Below are 18,840 nucleotides of genomic sequence, written 5' to 3' on the forward strand. Positions count from 1 at the left end.
CGTCCCCGCCGAGTGACTGCTAACCTGAATGGCAATGACATGTATTAACGGTTGTTTTGACGTTTTTTTCTCATTTGCCTCTCTACATTGCCAGCCAGCCAACATATGCAAATCATTCGCATTGAAACTCCCGCGAATGCTTGCCCATAACGTCTAAAAACAGGAGCAGCCCCCGCCATGAGTCCATCCCTTCCGTCCTTTCTGAAACAGGCCGCGCTGGCGACTGCGCTGCTCGCTGCCGGTCAGGTGTTTGCCGCCGACTCCGTCGGCCTTGTGGTCTACAACGCCCAGCACGAAACCCTGACCAAGGCCTGGGTCGCCGGCTTCACCGAGGAAACCGGGATCCCGGTCACCGTGCGCAACGGCGACGACACGGAAATGGGCAACCAGATTGTCCAGGAAGGCGCGTCCTCTCCTGCCGACGTATTCCTGACGGAAAACTCCCCGGCCATGGTGCTGGTGGACAACGCCAAGCTGTTCGCGCCGGTGGCTCCGGCGACTCTTGAGCAAGTCGACGCAGCGTATCGCCCGGCCCACGGCCAATGGGTCGGTATCGCCGCGCGCTCCACGGTGTTCGTCTATAACCCGGCCAAACTGCCGGAAAAGGACCTGCCCAAATCCCTGATGGACCTCGCGAGCCCAGCCTGGAAAGGTCGTTGGGCCGCGTCGCCTGCCGGTGCGGATTTCCAAGCCATCGTCGCCGCCGTGCTGGAACAGAAAGGCGAAGCCGCCACCCTCGAATGGCTCAAGGGCATGAAAGCCAATTTCACCGCCTACCGGGGCAATAGTTCGGTGCTCAAAGCGGTGAATGCCGGGCAAGTCGACAGCGGCGTGATCTACCACTATTACGCGTTCGTCGATCAGGCCAAGACCGGCGAAAACAGCAAGAACACTGCCCTGCACTACTTCAAGCATCAGGACCCGGGCGCGTTCGTGAGCATTTCCGGCGGCGGCGTGCTGGCTTCCAGCAAACACCAGGAGGACGCGCAGAAATTCCTCCAGTACATCACCGGCAAACAAGGCCAGGAAGTCCTGCGCACCGGCAATTCCTTTGAATACGCCGTGGGCAAGGACTCGGCCTCCAACCCCAAGCTGGTGCCGTTGAAGGATCTGGACGCGCCGAAAGTCGATGCATCGAAGCTCGACAGCAAGAAAGCCGTCGAACTGATGACCCAGGCAGGACTGCTTTAATTGATGCCTGAAACTCTACCGGCGGGGATCGCTGCGGCGCCCTCCGCCCATTTGTCACGCCGGCCCCGCGCCCTCAATGGGCGCGGAAGTCCGTGGGTGGTCGTGCTGGCCATCGCGGTGTCGCTGCTGTCATTGGTGCCGATCGGCTTTGTGATCGGCGTGTCGTGGTACACCGGCTGGGCGACCATCGAAGCCTTGATCTTCCGTCCGCGGGTCGCCGAGTTGCTGATCAACACTGTGTTGCTGGTACTGATCACGCTGCCGATCTGCATCGTGCTCGGCACCACGCTGGCGTGGTTGACCGAACGCACCGACCTGCCGGGGCGACGGCTGTGGTCATTGCTGGCGGTTGCGCCGCTGGCGGTCCCGGCGTTCGTGCACAGCTACGCGTGGGTCAGCCTTTTTCCGTCGATTCATGGGCTGCCGGCCGGGGTGCTGGTGTCGGTGATCGCCTATTTTCCGTTCCTCTATCTGCCGATTGCGGCGACGTTACGTCGTCTCGATCCGGCGATTGAAGACGTGGCCGAATCCCTCGGCCTGAAACCGTGGGCCGTGTTCTTCCGGGTGGTGCTGCCGCAATTACGGCTGGCGATCTGTGGCGGTGCGTTGCTGGTCGGCCTGCACTTGCTGGCCGAATATGGCCTGTACGCAATGATTCGTTTCGACACCTTCACCACGGCGATCTTCGACCAGTTCAAATCGACCTTTAACGGCCCGGCCGCCAACATGCTCGCCAGCGTTCTGGCGTTGTGCTGCCTGGCGATGCTGGTGGTGGAATCCGGCGCCCGTGGTCATGCGCGATACGCCCGCGTCGGCTCCGGTAGCGCTCGCGAACAACGCACCGTGCGCCTGCAACGACGCACTACCGCGCTGGGATTGTGCCTGCAAGGCGTGACCTGCCTGCTGGCCCTCGGCGTGCCGATGCTGACGTTGGGCAAATGGCTGATCGCCGGCGGTGCCGAGGTCTGGGAAGGCGAAGAACTGCTGCCTGCATTGCTTCAGACCCTGTCATTCGGCGTGGCCGGCGCGCTGTTGACCAGTCTGGCGGCAATCCCGATTGCCTGGCTGTCGATCCGCGCGCCCGGCAAGCTGCAACGCCTGCTTGAGGGCTGCAATTACATCACCAGCGCATTACCTGGAATTGTCGTGGCGCTGGCGCTGGTCACCGTGACCATCCATTTCGCCCGACCGATCTACCAGACCACCATTACCGTGCTGCTGGCCTACCTGCTGATGTTCCTGCCCCGCGCGCTGGTCAGCCTGCGCGCCGGGTTTGCACAGGCACCGGTGGAGCTGGAAAACATCGCACAAAGCCTCGGCCGTTCACCGTTGCGCGCCCTGTGGCTGATTACCTTGCGCCTTGCTGCACCCGGTGCGGCGGCGGGCGCGGCGCTGGTGTTTCTGGCGATCACCAATGAACTGACCGCGACCCTGCTGCTCGCGCCCAACGGCACGCGCACCCTGGCCACCGGTTTCTGGGCCATGACCAGCGAAATCGACTACGCCGCCGCAGCGCCTTACGCACTGCTGATGGTGCTGCTGTCGCTGCCGCTCACGGCCATCCTCTATCACCAATCCAGGCGCAGTGCCGGCCGATGAACGCTCTCGACATCATCAATCTCAGCAAATCCTTCGGCGCACAGACGGCGCTGGACTCCATCAACCTGTCCGTCCCGACCGGCAGCCGCACGGTGATCGTCGGTCCGTCCGGCTCCGGCAAGACCACCCTGTTGCGGATGATCGCCGGGTTCGAATTCCCCGACGCCGGCAGTCTGACGCTCAACGGCCAGACCCTGGTCGACCGCACCCACGCCGTGCCCGCGTATCAGCGGCAGATCGGTTACGTGCCGCAGGACGGCGCGCTGTTCCCGCACATGACCGTGGCCGACAACATCGGTTTCGGCTTGGCAGAAACCGGCAGCGCCAGAGCCGAACGTATTCAGGCGCTGATGGACAACGTCGCCCTGAACGCCGACATGGCCACACGCTGGCCCCACGAGTTGTCCGGCGGCCAACAGCAGCGGGTGTCCCTCGCCCGGGCACTGGCCCAACGTCCACGCCTGATGCTGCTCGACGAACCCTTCTCCGCCCTCGACACCGGCCTGCGCGGCGCCATGCGCAAAATGGTCGCGCGCCTGCTGGAAGAGGCTGGCGTGACCACGATTCTGGTGACCCACGATCAGGGCGAAGCGCTGTCGTTCGCCGATCAGTTGGCGGTCATGCGCGACGGTCGGCTGGTGCAGTCAGGCCATCCGATGGACCTCTACCGCTACCCCAACGATGAGCAAACTGCGCATTTTCTCGGCGAAGCCGTGGTCATGCCCGCCCGGATCGAAGCCGGCTGGGCGCACTGCGACCTGGGCCGGGTGATGGTCAACAGCAACGGGTTTTCCGGCGCCGCGCAGATCATGCTGCGGCCCGAGCAACTGCAACTGTCGGACATTCCCGCCGACCTTCAGGGCTGCCACGCAGTGGTGACGGATCGGGACTTTGGCGGCAACGTCTGCACCCTGACGGTGGAGCTGCGCACGCAAGCCAGCCCCGGTCGCTCACTGCTGGTGCGCAGCTCCGGCATGCACACGCCACCGGCCGGCAGCGCCGTGCAATTGTCCATTCTGGGGGCGGCCCACGTCTTTGCAACGCCCTGACTACAGGTCGAAGCGATCCACCGCGCGGCGCCGCTCGTTGTCGTCGCGCACGTCGTAGTTGGCGGTCGTCTGGATATTGCTGTGGTGGGCGAGCTTCTGGGCAATCGACAGGTCATGCTCCTCGATCACTCGGGTGATGAACGAACGGCGGAAATCATGAGGCATGATCTTCACCCCGACCTGGGTGCCGCGCTGGCGGGCGATGTAATAGATCGCGTGCTTGGTGATGCGCTCGCGGGTGATGTGGCTGCCACGGCGAATACGGTTGAACAGAAACGCGTCGTCGCTCTCGCCTTCCTTGAGTTCCGAACGACGAAACTCCAGCCACGCATTCAATTTGGCGAACGCCCAGGCCGGCGCGTACTTGATCAGCTGTTTATTGCCCTTAGCGGTGACACACAAGCTGCGCTCGGTGAAGTCCACCTGATTCAGGTCCAGATCCACCGACTCCGACTTGCGCATGCCGGTGCCGTACAACAGCGCAATCACCGCCGCATCGCGCAAACCTTGTGGCCGTGGATCGGCGGCGCAGACTTCCATCAATTCATGAATCAGCGTGCGCTTCAAATTGCGCCCCTGAGACAGTCGTGTGCCGGCAATGCCTTTGACCGAGCGCATTTTCAATAGATGTTCCTGGCTGATCAGGCTCATGCGCCAGGCTTCATTCATTACACCGCGAATGGCGTTTACATACAGCGAAGAAGTATTCGGTGCGTAATTGTCGGCGCGCAATGCAGCGACTAATGCAACCACATCTTCCGGTTGCAGCGCATGCCAGGGAATTTCTTCGACGTTCATGTCTTCGAAACCGAGACGGTCGGCGGCATCTTGTAAAACGTAACGCATGGTGAGTTGGCTGGAGGGAGCCAGACGCGCCAGATACACGGTCATCGGGTTGGTTTTCAGGGGGTCGGGGGATGCAACGGGTAAGTCAATCAAACGTCGGGCCTTGAGTAAAAACAGTTCAACACAGCAACTAACAACTGCAACATTCTTAATATAAGGGGAACACTTCCGTAGGACTTTTCTACTAAAAACCGCGATAAACGGTAGAAGTCTGAACAGTGGCTGTATGGGTTTCAGATAAACGATTCGCCGACCGGTTTTTCATGTTCCTTTCACAAAAACGGGCATAACCTTAATTCCACTGAGTCCTGTGCCGGCGCCGCCCAAGCTGCCGGGCAATGCCTGAAAAGTCAACCGAACCCGACGTTATGTCGTCTTGGCAACTTATTGATGCAAAGGATTTTTTCGCGTCTACGCTTTGATTGGATCCGATTTTTCTGTGGATCTATTTCTTTTTTCTTTGCAATGAGGTGTGCATGAGTCAGGCGTTTCTCCCCTTCTCCCGCCCCAGTATCGGTGATGAAGAAATTGCCGCCGTGGAGCAAGTCCTGCGCTCCGGCTGGATCACCACCGGGCCGAAAAACCAGGCCCTCGAAGAACAGTTTGCCCAGTACGTCGGTAGTCGTCACGCCGTGGCACTTTCCTCGGCCACCGGTGCCATGCATGTAACGTTGCTGGCATTGGGAATCGGCCCCGGCGATGAAGTCATCACCCCGTCGCAGACCTGGGTGTCCACCGCCAACATGATTTCCCTGCTCGGCGCCACGCCGGTGTTCGTCGATGTCGACCGCGACACCCTGATGACCGACGCCGCGCGCATCGAAGCCGCCATCACCTCGCGCACCAAAGCAATCATTCCGGTGCATTACGCCGGCGCCGCGTTTGATCTCGACCCGCTCTACGCGCTGGCCGACAAGCATGGCATCGCCGTGATCGAAGACGCCGCCCACGCCGCTGGCACCCGCTACAAGGGTCGTCACGTCGGCTCGCAAGGCACCGCAATCTTTTCTTTCCACGCGATCAAGAACATGACCTGCGCCGAAGGCGCGATGTTCGTCACCGATGATGAAGCCTTGGCCAACCGCGTGCGCATGCTCAAGTTCCATGGCCTCGGTGTCGATGCCTACGACCGCCTGACCCACGGCCGCAAACCCCAGGCCCAGGTGATCGAGCCCGGTTTCAAATACAACCTGGCCGACATCAACGCCGCGATTGCCCTGGTGCAACTCGAGCGCCTGGACGCAATCAACACCCGCCGCACCGAGCTGGCCACGCAATACCTGCAAAAACTCGAAGGCCTGCCGGTGCAACCGCTGGCGGTGCCTGCCTACGCGCAAACCCACGCCTGGCACCTGTTCATCCTGCGTATCGACAGCGAACGCTGCGGCATCGACCGCGAAACCTTCATGAAGGGTTTGCAGGAGCAAGGTATCGGCACCGGCATCCACTTCATCGCCACCCACCTGCACACCTGGTATCGCCAGCGTGATCCGCACCTGTCCCTGCCCGATACCGAGTGGAACTCGGCACGGCTGTGCTCGATTCCCTTGTTTCCCGACATGACCGACCAGGATCTGGACCGGGTCGTCGGGGCCATTGAACACCTGATGGGGAAACGCCCGTGAGACCTTATCCGATTCATTGCGTGTCGATCGTCATCCCGGTCTACAACGAAGAAGACAGCCTGCCGGAACTGCTGCGCCGTACCCAGGCCGCCTGCCAGCAACTGCATCATGATTACGAAATCGTGCTGGTCGACGACGGCAGCCGCGACGCCTCCGCGCAACTGCTCGAGGACGCTGCCTCGGTCGATGACAGCCCGTTTGTGGCCGTCATCCTCAACCGCAACTACGGCCAGCACGCGGCGATCATGGCCGGTTTCGAACAGTGCAAGGGCGACGTGGTGATCACTCTCGACGCCGATCTGCAGAACCCGCCGGAAGAAATCCCGCGCCTGGTGGCCGAGGCTGAAAAAGGCTTTGACGTGGTCGGCACCGTACGCGGCAATCGCCAGGATTCGGCGCTGCGTCGCTACCCCTCGAAACTGATCAACCTCGCCGTGCAGCGCTCCACCGGCGTCGCGATGAGCGACTACGGCTGCATGCTCCGCGCCTACCGCCGCACGATCATCGACGCGATGCTCGCCTGCCGCGAACGCAGCACGTTCATTCCGATCCTGGCCAACAGCTTCGCCCGCCACACAACGGAAATCACCGTGGCCCACGCCGAGCGCGAACACGGCGATTCGAAATACAGCCCGATGCGTTTGATCAACCTGATGTTCGACCTGATCACTTGCATGACCACCACGCCCCTGCGCCTGCTGAGCATCGTCGGTTTCGCCATGGCCGGGCTCGGCGTGCTGTTCGCGGCGGCGCTGATCTTCATGCGCCTGGCCTTTGGTGCCGGATGGGCCGGCGATGGCCTGTTCGTACTGTTCGCCGTGCTGTTCGTGTTCACTGGCGGCCAGTTCATCGGCATGGGCCTGCTCGGCGAATACCTGGGCCGCATGTACAGCGACGTGCGCGCTCGTCCACGTTTCTTCATTGAAAAAGTCCTGCGCGGCCATCCCGCCACGCCGGCCCCCGCCATCACCGTTGACGGCCTCACTTCCAACTCCACGTCCGATCAGGTTCTCTCATGAGCGCAAAAACCGTTGTCTTCGCTTACCACGATATTGGCTGCGCCGGCATTCAAGCCCTGCTCGACAGTGGCTATGACATTGCGGCGGTATTCACCCATGCCGATGATCCCAAGGAGAACACCTTCTACGCCTCGGTTGCACAACTGTGCGCCAACAAAGGCATCGCGGTTCACGCACCGGAAGACGCCAACCATCCGCTGTGGATCGAGCGGATCGCCAAGCTCGACCCGGATTACATCTTCTCGTTCTACTACCGCAACCTGCTGAGCGAGCCGCTGCTGGCGCTGGCCAAAAAAGGCGCGTTCAACCTGCACGGCTCCCTGCTGCCGCGCTACCGTGGCCGCGCTCCGGCCAACTGGGTACTGGTCAACGGCGAAACCGAAACCGGCGTCACCCTGCACCGCATGGTCAAACGCGCCGACGCCGGCGCCATCCTCGCCCAGCAACGCGTGGCCATCGAACGCAGCGACACAGCGCTGAGCCTGCACGGCAAACTGCGGATCACCGCCAGCGACCTGCTGCGCGATGCACTGCCTGCAATGCTTCAGGGCAAAATCACCGAAACCCCGCAAGACGAATCCAAAGCCACGGTGTTCGGCCGTCGAACCGCGGCAGACGGCAAACTGGTCTGGGCCCAACCGGCAGAGCAACTGTTCAACCTCGTGCGGGCCGTGACTCAGCCCTACCCCGGCGCCTTCTGCGCCGTGGGCGAGCACAAGCTGATCGTCTGGAGCGCCGACGTGGTCAAGGGCAACGAAGGCCAGGCGCCGGGCCGGGTCATCAGTGTCGATCCGCTGCGCATCGCCTGCGGTGAAGACTCGCTGGTGATCAACGCCGGCCAGCGCAACGACAACGGCCTGTACCTGAGCGGCCCGCAACTGGCCAATGAACTCGGCCTGGTGGACGGCTCGCTGCTGCGCGGTGCCGAGTCCGGTCGTGGCCCGCGTCGCACGCGGGTGCTGATCCTTGGCGTCAACGGCTTCATCGGCAACCATTTGTCCGAGCGCCTGCTGCGTGACGAGCGCTACGAAGTCTATGGCCTGGACATCGGCTCCGACGCCATCGACCGCCTGCGCAGCCATCCGCGTTTTCACTTCGTCGAAGGCGACATCAGCATTCACTCGGAGTGGATCGAGTACCACATCAAGAAATGCGACGTGGTCCTGCCGCTGGTGGCCATCGCCACGCCGATCGAATACACGCGCAATCCGCTGCGGGTGTTCGAACTCGACTTCGAAGAAAACCTGAAACTGGTGCGCTACTGCGTCAAATACAACAAGCGCGTGATCTTCCCGTCGACCTCGGAAGTCTATGGCATGTGCCAGGACAAGCACTTTGACGAGGACAGCTCCAACCTGATTGTCGGCCCGATCAACAAGCAGCGCTGGATCTACTCGGTGTCCAAGCAACTGCTGGACCGGGTGATCTGGGCCTACGGCGCCAAAGGCCTGAACTTCACCCTGTTCCGTCCCTTCAATTGGATGGGCCCACGGCTGGATCGCCTCGATTCGGCGCGCATCGGCAGTTCCCGCGCCATCACCCAGTTGATCCTCAACCTGGTGGAAGGCACGCCGATCCGCCTGTTCGACGGCGGCGAGCAGAAGCGCTGCTTCACCGACATCGCCGACGGCGTCGAAGCACTGGCGCGGATCATCGATAACGACAACGACGTCTGCAACGGCCAGATCATCAACATCGGCAACCCGGACAACGAGGCCAGCATCCGCCAGTTGGGCGAAGAACTGCTGCGCCAGTTCGAGGCACATCCGTTGCGCAGCAACTTCCCGCCGTTCGCCGGGTTCCGCGACGTGGAAAGCAAGGCGTTCTACGGCGCCGGTTACCAGGACGTCGAGCACCGCAAACCGAGCATCGCCAACGCCAAGCGCCTGCTGGACTGGACGCCGACCGTGGAAATGCGCGAGACCATCGGCAACACGCTGGACTTCTTCCTGCGTGAGGCCATGGCCGAAATCGAGAGCAAGCGTTGATGCAGGCCGGCTTGCGCATCGATGTCGACACCTTTCGCGGCACCCGTGAGGGCGTGCCGCGTCTGCTCGACATGCTCGACGAGGCGCAGATCAAGGCGACGTTTTTCTTCAGTGTCGGCCCGGACAACATGGGCCGGCATCTGTGGCGCCTGATCCGTCCGCAGTTCCTGTGGAAGATGCTGCGCTCCAACGCCGCCGGCCTGTACGGCTGGGACATCCTGCTGGCCGGCACAGCGTGGCCGGGCAAACCGATCGGTCGCGACCTCGGGCACCTGATGCGTCAGGCCCGGGCCGCCGGCCACGAGGTCGGCCTGCACGCCTGGGATCACCACGGCTGGCAGGCCAATGCCGGGCGCTGGAGCGATGCGCAACTGGTCGAGCAGATCCGTCAGGGCGTCGACACCTTGAGCGACATCCTTGGCGAAAAAGTCACATGTTCGGCCGCCGCCGGTTGGCGCGCGGACGAGCGTGTGATCGAAGCCAAACAGGCCTTCGGCTTTCGCTACAACAGCGATTGCCGTGGGCAGCGGCTGTTTCGCCCATTGCTGTCTGACGGCTCGGTCGGTGCGCCGCAGATTCCGGTGGACCTGCCGACCTTCGATGAGGTGGTCGGGCCGAGTGTGGCAGCGAAGGATTTCAACGCCTTCATCCTCGACCGGTTCCGCCCGGACAACCTCAACGTCTACACCATTCACGCCGAAGTAGAAGGGATTCTGATGGCCGAAGACTTTCGTCGACTGCTGGCCGACGCGCGCCAGCGAAACATCAACTTTCAACCGCTGGGCGACTTGCTGCCCGAGTTTCTCAACACACTGCCCGTCGGCCGTGTGCAACGCGGCGCCCTCGAAGGCCGCGAAGGCTGGCTGGGAGTGCAAGGCGCATGAGCAAACGCTGGGCATTGCCGCTGTTGCTGGGGATTTTCCTGCTGGCGTATCTGCTGCCGCTGGGCAGTCATGGTCTGTGGATTCCCGATGAAACCCGTTATGCGCAAATCAGCCAGGAAATGCTGCTGAGCGGCAACTGGGTGTCGCCGCATTTCATGAACCTGCGTTACTTCGAAAAACCGGCGGCCGGTTACTGGATGATCGCCCTCGGGCAGGCCGTGTTCGGGCAGAACCTGTTCGGTGTGCGGTTTGCCTCGGCCCTGAGCACCGGGCTGAGCGTGCTGCTGTGCTTCCTCATTGCCCGTCGTTTGTGGAATGAGCCGCGCAAAAGCTTCGTCTGCGCCCTGCTCTACATGAGCTTCGTCATCGTCGCCGGCCAGGCTGGTTACGCCAACCTCGATCCGCAATTCACCTTTTGGGTCAACCTGAGTCTGGTGGCGCTGTGGTTTGCCCTCGACAGCCGCGCCAACGGCCAGCGCCTGGCCGGTTGGGCGGTGCTGGGCCTGGCCTGCGGCATGGGGTTCATGACCAAGGGTTTTCTCGCCTGGTTGCTGCCGGTGCTGATCGCGTTGCCGTGGATGCTCTGGCAAAAACGCTGGAAGGAATTGCTGCTGTACGGCCCGGTGGCCATCGCGGTGGCGATCATCGTCAGCCTGCCGTGGATGCTGGCGGTGCACGGTCAGGAACCGGATTACTGGCGGTTCTTCTTCTGGCACGAGCACATCCGCCGCTTTGCCGGGGACGATGCCCAGCATGACGCGCCGTGGTGGTTCTATCTGCCGCTGCTGGTGGCGTTCAGTTTGCCGTGGGTCGGGATGCTACCGGTAGCGTTGAAGCAAGCGTGGCAGACCCGCCGCGAAACCGGCATCGCGTTTCTAGGCCTGTGGCTGTTGATGCCGCTGCTGTTCTTCAGCCTGAGCAACGGCAAGCTGCCGACCTACATCCTGCCGTGCCTGCTGCCGCTGGCGTTGCTGCTGGGCCACGCGCTGGCCGATCGCTTGCGTCTGGAGCAAGGCCGGGCGCTGGGCCTCAATGGTCTACTGAATCTGTTGCTGGGCATCGTCACGCTGATCGGGCTGGTTTACGTGCAGCTCAAGCGTCCGCTGTACGACCACGAATTGCACAGTCTGGTGCTGGTGTTCATCGCCCTGACCGGCTGGATCATCAGCAACCTGCTGCAAGCCTTCCGTCCGTTGCAATGCTGGGCGGCGCCGGCGGTGGGCAGTCTGCTGCTGATCGCATTGCTGCCGGCGGCACTGCCCAAATCGGTGGTGGCGAACAAGATGCCGGACCAGTTCGTCCTCGCCCACCAAGCGGAACTGGCGAGCGCCGCTCACCTGTTGAGCAACGACCTGGGCGCCGCGTCGGCCCTGTCCTGGCGCCTCAAACGCCCGCAGGTGGCGCTGTACAACACGATAGGCGAATTGAAATATGGCCTTGCCTATCCTGACGGCATCCAACAACGGGTCGATCCCGATCAGGTGCAGCAGTGGATGCGCCAAGCCCGCAAGACCGGTTCGGTCGGCGTGGTGATGCGGGTCAAGGGGCAAGACGAACTGGACGAACTCGACAGACTGCCCAAGGACGGCGTTCGTTATGAGCAGGGCAACCTGGTGATCATGATCCTGCCGCAGGAGGCGTCATGAGCCTGTTGCTGCTGTTGGCCGCCTGCCTGCTGACCTGCCTGGGCCAGGTCGCGCAGAAATTTGCCGTCGAGCGCTGGCGCGGCGCGAGCCTGTCGTGGTCGAGCAAATTGCGCTCGCCGTGGCTATGGCTGGCCCTGCTCGCCCTCGGCGCGGGCCTGCTGGTGTGGCTGCTGGTGTTGCAGCGCCTGCCGGTCAGCATCGCCTATCCGATGCTCAGCCTCAATTTCGTGATCATCACCCTGATCGCTCGCTTCGTATTCAGGGAGCCCGTCGACGCTCAGCACTGGTTCGGTGTGGTGCTGGTGATTGGTGGCGTGGCGCTGCTGGGGCAACAGTCATGAACCGGTGCCGTGGAATCTTCTTCGCCCTGGCCAGCGTGCTGCTGGTCAGCGTGGCGCAACTGAGCATGCGCTGGAGCATGACGCGCCTGCCCCGACCGGATCAGTGGCTGGCCCTGCCCAGTGTCGACTCAGTCGCGCTGGTCGTGGTGCTGGCGGCGATCTTCGCCTATGCGCTGTCGATGCTCTGCTGGCTCGCCGCCCTGCGCGATCTGCCGCTGGGCCGGGCCTATTCGCTGCTGAGTATCAGCTACGCGCTGGTGTACCTGCTGGCGGCCAGTCTGCCGCTGTTCAACGAATCCTTCAGTTTCTCCAAATCACTGGGCGTGGCGCTGGTCATGCTCGGGGTCATCACCATCAACACTCGTCCGGCCCGTGCGCCCGAATTGAGGAGTTCGCCATGAAAATCACAGTGTTTGGTAGCGGTTATGTCGGCCTGGTGCAGGCCGCCGTGCTGGCCGAGGTCGGCCATGACGTGGTGTGCATGGACATCGACGAGAAAAAAGTCGAGCTGCTGCGCCAGGGTCACGTCAGCATCTTCGAACCGGGGCTGGCCAGCCTGGTCCGCGAGGGCCTGGACGCCGGGCGCCTGCAATTCACCTGCGATGAAAAACTCGCGGTGCAGCACGGCAAGGTCGCGTTCATCGCCGTTGGCACCCCGTCGAAAGAAGACGGCTCGGCCGACCTGCGTTACGTGCTGTCGGTGGGGGACGCCGTGGCCCGGCACCGTGAACAACCGCTGATTCTGGTGGAAAAATCCACCGTACCCGTCGGCACCGGCGACACCTTGCGCACGCACCTGGACAAAGCCTTGGTCAAGGCCGGACGTCTGTTGCAGTTCGATATCGTCTCCAACCCGGAATTTCTCAAGGAAGGCTCAGCCGTCGCCGATTGCCGCCGGCCGGACCGGATCGTCATCGGCTGCGAACGCGAAGAAGTACGCGACGTAATGCGCGACCTGTACTCGCCGTTCAACCGCAACCACGACCGCATCATGTTCATGGACCTGCGCAGCGCCGAGCTGACCAAGTACGCTGCCAACTGCATGCTGGCGACCAAGATCAGCTTCATCAACCAGATCGCCGAACTGGCCGAACACCTGGGCGCGGACATCGAGTCGGTGCGCCAGGGCATCGGCGCCGACAGCCGTATCGGCTACCACTTCATCTACCCCGGTTGCGGTTACGGCGGCTCGTGCTTCCCCAAAGACATGCGCGCGCTGATCCACAGCGCCGAAGAAGCGCACTGCTCCAGCGATCTGCTGCAAGCGGTGGAAGCGATCAACCAGCGGCAAAAACACAAATTGTTCGAGCGCATCAACGCGTTCTACAAGGGCGAACTGCGCGGCAAGACCTTCGCCGTCTGGGGCCTGGCCTTCAAACCCAACACCGACGACATGCGCGACGCGCCGAGCCGGGTCCTGCTCGAATCGCTGTGGGCCGCCGGCGCCAATGTGCGGGCGTTTGATCCGGAAGCGATGCAGGAAACCCAGCATCTGTACCCGGACGAATCGAAACTGATGCTGATGGGCACCCCGGAATCGGTACTTGCCGGTTCCGACGCGCTGATCATCTGCACCGAATGGCAGCAGTTCAAGGCGCCGGATTTCGACCTGATCCAGCAACGCCTCAAGGCTCCGGTGATCTTCGATGGCCGCAACCTGTACGACGCCGAACGCCTGGCCCGCAACGGCTTCCATTACTTCCCGATGGGCCGTGGCGAATCGCGCACCCTGCCGATTCCGTTGCAGCAATGGCCGCACGCTTCGGACGTGGCTTGATCGGGTTGTCCTGTGCCATTCGCCGGCAGTCCTTGATCGCAGGGCTGCTGGCGTTGGTGCTGTTCATCGCCGGCGTGTACGGGCAGGCGCCCATCGGTTTCGACTCGCGCTTCGTGTTGTTCGCCCAGGAAATGCTGCGCCACGGGCCCAGTGTATTTCCCACCACTTACGGTGAGCCGTACGCCGATTATTCGGCGCTCTCGACCTTGTTCATCTGGCTGTTGTCGCTGCCGCTCGGGACGGTCAACAGCCTGACGGCGTGGCTGCCGAGCGCTTTCGCCGGCGCGGTGATCGTGACGTTGATGTATCGATTGCTCGCGCCCTCGTCCGTGCGCTGGGCGATCGTCAGCATCGCGTTGCTGATGCTCACCAGCACCTTCATCACCGAGACCCGGGCGGTGTCGCAGGACCTGATGCTCGCCGCCGTAGCGTTTTCGGTGTTCTACCTCGGCTATGCCCACGACCATTTCGCTGCCGGTCGGCGCTGGCCACTGGTGTTCATTCTGTTGCTGCTGGGGTTCGGCATTCGGGGGCCGATCGGGCTGGTGGTTCCAACCGGCATGCTCTGCAGTTACTACCTGCTGGATCGCCAATGGTCACGCTTGTTGACCTTCGGTGTGCTGGCGTCGCTCTTGCTGGCGGCCTGCGTGGGGCTGCTGTTGTGGCTGGCGGAGGTCAGCGGCGGGCCGGCGTTTCGGCAGGACGTGATCCGCATGCAGTTCATGGGGCGCATGGACGGCAGCGAAGGCGTCAGCGGTTCGCTGTATTACTTCACCAGTTCTCTGGGCAACTATGCGCTGGCGTATCCGCTGGCCTTGCTCGCGCTGGCGGCGGTGTGGCTGAGCAAGCCCCGGCAACGCGGCCCGGCCTTGCGCCTGGTGCAGTATTGCGCCGCTGCGGGTTTGATCGTGATGGTCGGGCTGTCGATTCCCCAGGCGAAAAAGGCCCGTTACCTGCTGCCGATGCTGCCCATGGCGGCGATCATTGCGGCGTACCCGTTTCAGGTGGTGCACGGCCGGGTGTTTGCCTGGCTGCGCGTCGGCATGCAGGGGCTGTGGTTGTTGATTCCCGCGTTGTTGATCGCTTTGTTGTGGGTGGCGAAGCGGCGGTTTCCCGAGTCGTTGACCGATCTGACGCTGGTAATGATCGTGCTGGGATTGCTGCAACTGGCCGCTTTGTCACGGTTGTGGCGACCGCGCTGGCGAACCGAAGTCCTCGCGTTCAGCGCTGTGCTGGCGGTCTGGTCGGCCTACGTTCTGGTGTTCGAGCCGGTGGAACGGCTGCTCTACGACACACGAAGCTTCAGCCAGTCGGCGCTTGCGCGAATCCACGCGCAACCCGCGCCGCTGGTGTTGCACGGCATGGGCAAGGACGCCAAGGCCATCAAGTTCATGGTCAACGTCGATCAGGATCTGCAACCGCAGTTCAGCGAAACCACGCAAGCGCTCGAAGCACTCAAGGGGCCGGCATGGTTGATGATGGATCGCAGCGACTATCAAGCCCTGCAAGGCACGTCGCTCGGGGCGTTGCAGCCGATATTGAGCGGGCGTTTCGATAAAAACGATTATGTGTTGCTGTGGCTGGCGCCTTAACCTGCGCGACGTGATTTCCACAGGGACCGCTGACTGATGACCTTTACCGTGCGACAGGCCCTTACAGCCGATGCCATTGCCCTCCCCACCATCGAGCGTTCGGCCGCCGCGCTGTTTCGACTCGACCCATCACTGGCCTGGCTGGCAGATGCCGATGTGCCGAAGGCCTCGGCGCATTTACCGGCCATTGAACGGGGCGAACTGTGGGTCGCGCAAAACAACGACGGGCAACTTGCAGGTTTTTTAAGGGCGGTGACTGTCGACCAACAGTTGCACATTGAGGAACTGTCCGTCAGCCAACACTTTCAGGGCCGGGGCGTCGGTCGCAAGTTGCTGTTGGCGGCGATTGAACAGGCGCGTCTGTGGCAACTTCGGGCGGTGACGCTGACGACGTTTCGCGATCTGCCGTGGAATGCGCCGTTCTATCAACGCATGGGTTTTGCGCTATTGAACGCCGACGACAGCGACGCACGTCTGAACCATGTATTGCGCGATGAAATCGCTCACGGATTGCCCGGCGAGCGACGTTGCGCCATGCGCCTGGATCTCACGCCGTCGCCTTGAGATCAACCCCCAGCGCCTGGGCGAACGCCTTGACCAACGGACTGCGCACGGTGTTGTGCCGCAGGATCAGATTGAACGGCGTGTCGAAGTGGATCAGCTCCGGGCACACCGCACGAAACTGCCCGGCGGCCACCAGCGTGGCAGCGTAATGCTGCGGCAGAAAGCCCACGAAACGCCCGGTCTTGATCAACAATGCCACCGCTTCGACCTGGGTCGCCGAGGCGGAAAAACTGTCGTAGCGGGCGAAGTTGAGCTTGTCGCGATGGATCGCGTAGCGGTGGTTGATGCACTCGTAATCCTGCAGAACGTTACCGCCCATCTGCTCCGCCGGCATCTCGAACAACGGGTGGCCGACCGCGCAGTAAGCCTGCGAGCGTTCTTCATAGAGCGGGTAATAATCGAACTCTTCACGCTTTTGATAAACCGGGACTATTCCGGCAACTAAGCGACCCTCGACCACGCCTCTTTCCACTTCATCCAGCTGAGTCGCCTGAAGTTGAAACCTTACTTTCGGTGAATGCTCATTTATCTTTTTAAGCGCGGCAACTAACGGTGAATTATCGTCGCTAATTGTATTGTCGATCACCCCCACTCCGAGGTCGCCGATAAGTTCGTTCTGTGCCGAACTAAGCCGGTCACGAAAGTTGTCGACCGAAGCAAACAGATCAATCGACGCCTGATACACCAGACGCCCTTCTTCGGTCAGGTGAAACCCTTCTCGGCCCCGGGTGCACAGGCGCATGCCGATGCGGATTTCCAGGTCGGAGATCTGCTTGCTAATCGCGGCCAGGCCCACGTTCAGCTCGTTTTGCGCCGCGCTGAAGCCGCCGGCCTCGACCACCGCCTTGAACACCTTGAGCAGTTTGAAATCCAGTCCGCTGAGGGCCAAAGGTGCCCGGTGAGCGGTTTTGACCGGTGGGTTTCCGGAATTGGAAAGTGGGGTTTCCATAATGCTGATTTACCTCTGGTGCAATGTTCAACAATCTGTGTCCAACAACAAAAACATCGCCGGCTAATAATAATGATCACAGAAAACCAGCCTTGGCAACCGCCAGAAAATCCCGAACATCAGTGCCAACTCACTGATCGCCAAACATTAAAAGCTGACACTTCGATCAGCTCTTGTCTCTTTGCAACTGCCCTCTTGAATACTGCTTTGGCCTGATTCTGTCCGCTGCTGCTGTTCGCTAAATAGCCAGCGCGATTTCAGGGCCCGGCACATCGATTTCAGTTCGCGTTACCGACGAGGAAAACAACCAATGTCTCAAACCACCGACCGTCTCTGGGGTGCCCGTTTCAAAAGCGGCCCGTCCGCAGCCCTGGCGGCCCTGTCCCGTTGCCCCGAGCGCTATTTCCGCCTGACGCCGTACGATCTGGCCGGCTCCAAGGCCCACGCCGGGGAACTGCAACGTGCCGGCCTGCTCGACGAGCAGGAAACCCGCACGATGATCGAAGCCCTGGACGGCATCGGTGCCGATTTTTCTGCCGGGCGCATCGCCCCGACCCTGGACGACGAAGACGTTCACACCTTCATCGAGCGCCTGCTGACCGAACGCCTCGGCGCACTGGGCGGCAAGCTGCGCGCCGGCCGTTCGCGCAACGACCAGACCGCCAACGACCTGCGCCTGTTCCTGCGTGATCACGTCCGCACCCTGGCCGTGGAAGTGCTGGCCCTGCAAACGGCGCTGGTGGATCAGGCCGAGCAGCACGTCGAAAGCATCTGCCCGGGCTTCACCCACTTGCAGCAGGCGCAACCGATCGTGTTCGCCCATCACCTGCTGGCCCACGCGCAATCGATGCTGCGCGACGTGCAACGCCTGGTGGACTGGGACGCCCGCACTTCGCTGTCGCCCCTCGGTGCCGCGGCCATGGCCGGTTCCGCGATTGCTCGCCAGCCGCAACAATCGGCCAGGGAAATGGGCTACGCCGGGGTCTGCGAAAACTCCATCGACGCCGTGGCCAGCCGCGATCACGTCGCCGAGTTCCTGTTCATCGCCAGCATGCTCGGGATCAACATCTCGCGTCTGGCCGAAGAGTTCTGCCTGTGGTCGTCGCGCCAGTTCCGCTGGGTCGATCTGGACGACGCCTACGCCACCGGCAGCTCGATCATGCCGCAAAAGAAAAACCCCGACATCGCCGAACTGGCCCGGGGCAAGGCTGGGCGTCTGATCGGCAACCTGACCGGTCTGCTGTCGACGCTCAAATCCCTGCCGCTGTCGTACAACCGCGACCTGAGCGAAGACAAGAACGGCGTACTCGACAGCGTCGACACCTTGCTGCTGGTGCTGCCGGCCATGGCCGGAATGGTCGCGACCATGACCGTCAACGTCGAGGAACTGCGGCGTCAGGCGCCGCTGGGTTTCACCCTCGCCACTGAAGTCGCCGACTGGCTGGCGGTGCGCGGCGTGCCGTTCAAGGAGGCCCACGAAATCACCGGCGCGCTGGTGCAGGCCTGCGAAAAACACGACCTCGAATTGTGGGAAGCCTCGCCGGCGCTGCTGGCCGAGATCGACCCGCGCCTCACGGCAGACGTGCGAGACAGCCTGACCCTGGAAGCCGCCATCGCAGCACGCAGCGGCTGGGGCGGCACCGCACCGCAACAGGTGCGCGAGCAGATCGGCCGCCTGAAAACCGCCCTCGCCGCGCAGCAACAGTGGACCGAAAACTACCAGGGCTTCCGCCTCTAAGCCGGGTCCCCCTCCCATCGGGAGGGGGTTGA

The 18,840-nt window shown here is 62.3% G+C and carries 16 protein-coding genes; 14 read left to right on the forward strand and 2 right to left on the reverse strand.

Translation table 11 applies throughout. From position 1 onward, the window contains the following. Window positions 1-177: 177 nt before the first annotated feature. Genes ACM6JM_RS10035 through ACM6JM_RS10045 form a run of 3 tightly spaced genes read left to right on the forward strand, consistent with a single transcriptional unit; the run spans window position 178 to window position 3,839 of the window. The gene (locus ACM6JM_RS10035) at window positions 178-1,191 is read left to right on the forward strand and encodes an iron ABC transporter substrate-binding protein (RefSeq protein WP_414881776.1); all 1,014 of its coding nucleotides are present in this window, start codon (window positions 178-180) and stop codon (window positions 1,189-1,191) included. 3 nt (window positions 1,192-1,194) lie between these two features. Further along, the gene (locus ACM6JM_RS10040; RefSeq protein ID WP_414881777.1) at window positions 1,195-2,790 is read left to right on the forward strand and encodes an ABC transporter permease; all 1,596 of its coding nucleotides are present in this window, start codon (window positions 1,195-1,197) and stop codon (window positions 2,788-2,790) included. Beyond that, window positions 2,787-3,839: an ABC transporter ATP-binding protein gene (locus tag ACM6JM_RS10045; RefSeq protein ID WP_414881778.1), complete on the forward strand. Its 1,053-nt coding sequence runs from the start codon at window positions 2,787-2,789 to the stop codon at window positions 3,837-3,839. Before ACM6JM_RS10040 ends, ACM6JM_RS10045 begins: the two co-directional genes overlap by 4 nt. Here ACM6JM_RS10045 and xerC read toward each other — a convergent pair whose 3' ends face one another. Continuing rightward, complete coding sequence (xerC, locus tag ACM6JM_RS10050) at window positions 3,840-4,730, reverse strand: tyrosine recombinase XerC (protein WP_139834466.1); 891 nt, start codon at window positions 4,728-4,730, stop codon at window positions 3,840-3,842. 431 nt (window positions 4,731-5,161) lie between these two features. Between xerC and arnB the strand changes: the two genes are divergently transcribed. The 10 genes from arnB to ACM6JM_RS10100 are packed head-to-tail and all read left to right on the forward strand — an operon-like array spanning window position 5,162 to window position 16,121. Further along, entirely contained in the window at window positions 5,162-6,310 is a 1,149-nt protein-coding gene (gene arnB / locus ACM6JM_RS10055; protein WP_414881779.1) for a UDP-4-amino-4-deoxy-L-arabinose aminotransferase, read from the forward strand. After that, window positions 6,307-7,329 (forward strand): undecaprenyl-phosphate 4-deoxy-4-formamido-L-arabinose transferase, encoded by a 1,023-nt coding sequence (arnC, locus tag ACM6JM_RS10060; protein WP_103385223.1) that lies wholly within the window; start codon window positions 6,307-6,309, stop codon window positions 7,327-7,329. The genes arnB and arnC overlap by 4 nt, the downstream gene beginning before the upstream one ends. Continuing rightward, the gene (gene arnA, locus ACM6JM_RS10065) at window positions 7,326-9,317 is read left to right on the forward strand and encodes a bifunctional UDP-4-amino-4-deoxy-L-arabinose formyltransferase/UDP-glucuronic acid oxidase ArnA (protein WP_414881780.1); all 1,992 of its coding nucleotides are present in this window, start codon (window positions 7,326-7,328) and stop codon (window positions 9,315-9,317) included. The genes arnC and arnA overlap by 4 nt, the downstream gene beginning before the upstream one ends. Next, the gene (gene arnD, locus ACM6JM_RS10070) at window positions 9,317-10,201 is read left to right on the forward strand and encodes a 4-deoxy-4-formamido-L-arabinose-phosphoundecaprenol deformylase (RefSeq protein WP_210710650.1); all 885 of its coding nucleotides are present in this window, start codon (window positions 9,317-9,319) and stop codon (window positions 10,199-10,201) included. The genes arnA and arnD overlap by 1 nt, the downstream gene beginning before the upstream one ends. Then, window positions 10,198-11,847 carry a lipid IV(A) 4-amino-4-deoxy-L-arabinosyltransferase gene (gene arnT / locus ACM6JM_RS10075; RefSeq protein ID WP_414881781.1) on the forward strand — a complete coding sequence of 550 codons (1,650 nt, stop codon included), beginning with the start codon at window positions 10,198-10,200 and terminating at the stop codon, window positions 11,845-11,847. Before arnD ends, arnT begins: the two co-directional genes overlap by 4 nt. Next, window positions 11,844-12,188, forward strand: coding sequence for a 4-amino-4-deoxy-L-arabinose-phosphoundecaprenol flippase subunit ArnE (gene arnE, locus ACM6JM_RS10080; protein ID WP_414881782.1), 345 nt, complete (start codon window positions 11,844-11,846; stop codon window positions 12,186-12,188). Before arnT ends, arnE begins: the two co-directional genes overlap by 4 nt. Further along, window positions 12,185-12,589 carry a 4-amino-4-deoxy-L-arabinose-phosphoundecaprenol flippase subunit ArnF gene (gene arnF, locus ACM6JM_RS10085; protein ID WP_103385219.1) on the forward strand — a complete coding sequence of 135 codons (405 nt, stop codon included), beginning with the start codon at window positions 12,185-12,187 and terminating at the stop codon, window positions 12,587-12,589. Before arnE ends, arnF begins: the two co-directional genes overlap by 4 nt. Beyond that, window positions 12,586-13,965: a UDP-glucose dehydrogenase family protein gene (locus ACM6JM_RS10090; protein ID WP_085610361.1), complete on the forward strand. Its 1,380-nt coding sequence runs from the start codon at window positions 12,586-12,588 to the stop codon at window positions 13,963-13,965. The genes arnF and ACM6JM_RS10090 overlap by 4 nt, the downstream gene beginning before the upstream one ends. Further along, a complete protein-coding gene (locus ACM6JM_RS10095) occupies window positions 13,938-15,557 on the forward strand; it encodes an ArnT family glycosyltransferase (RefSeq protein WP_414881783.1) in 1,620 nt (539 codons plus the stop codon). Before ACM6JM_RS10090 ends, ACM6JM_RS10095 begins: the two co-directional genes overlap by 28 nt. Window positions 15,558-15,593: 36 nt before the next feature. Then, window positions 15,594-16,121 carry a GNAT family N-acetyltransferase gene (locus ACM6JM_RS10100; RefSeq protein ID WP_414881784.1) on the forward strand — a complete coding sequence of 176 codons (528 nt, stop codon included), beginning with the start codon at window positions 15,594-15,596 and terminating at the stop codon, window positions 16,119-16,121. On the opposite strand, the gene ACM6JM_RS10105 is transcribed toward ACM6JM_RS10100, so the two are convergent. After that, window positions 16,105-17,070 carry a LysR family transcriptional regulator gene (locus ACM6JM_RS10105; protein ID WP_414881785.1) on the reverse strand — a complete coding sequence of 322 codons (966 nt, stop codon included), beginning with the start codon at window positions 17,068-17,070 and terminating at the stop codon, window positions 16,105-16,107. The genes ACM6JM_RS10100 and ACM6JM_RS10105 overlap by 17 nt on opposite strands. Before the next feature lie 310 nt (window positions 17,071-17,380). Between ACM6JM_RS10105 and argH the strand changes: the two genes are divergently transcribed. Beyond that, window positions 17,381-18,808, forward strand: coding sequence for an argininosuccinate lyase (gene argH, locus ACM6JM_RS10110; protein WP_039768624.1), 1,428 nt, complete (start codon window positions 17,381-17,383; stop codon window positions 18,806-18,808). Window positions 18,809-18,840 lie beyond the last annotated feature (32 nt).

Source organism: Pseudomonas sp. IT-P2, assembly GCF_949767575.1.
GTDB lineage: Bacteria > Pseudomonadota > Gammaproteobacteria > Pseudomonadales > Pseudomonadaceae > Aquipseudomonas > Aquipseudomonas pharyngis.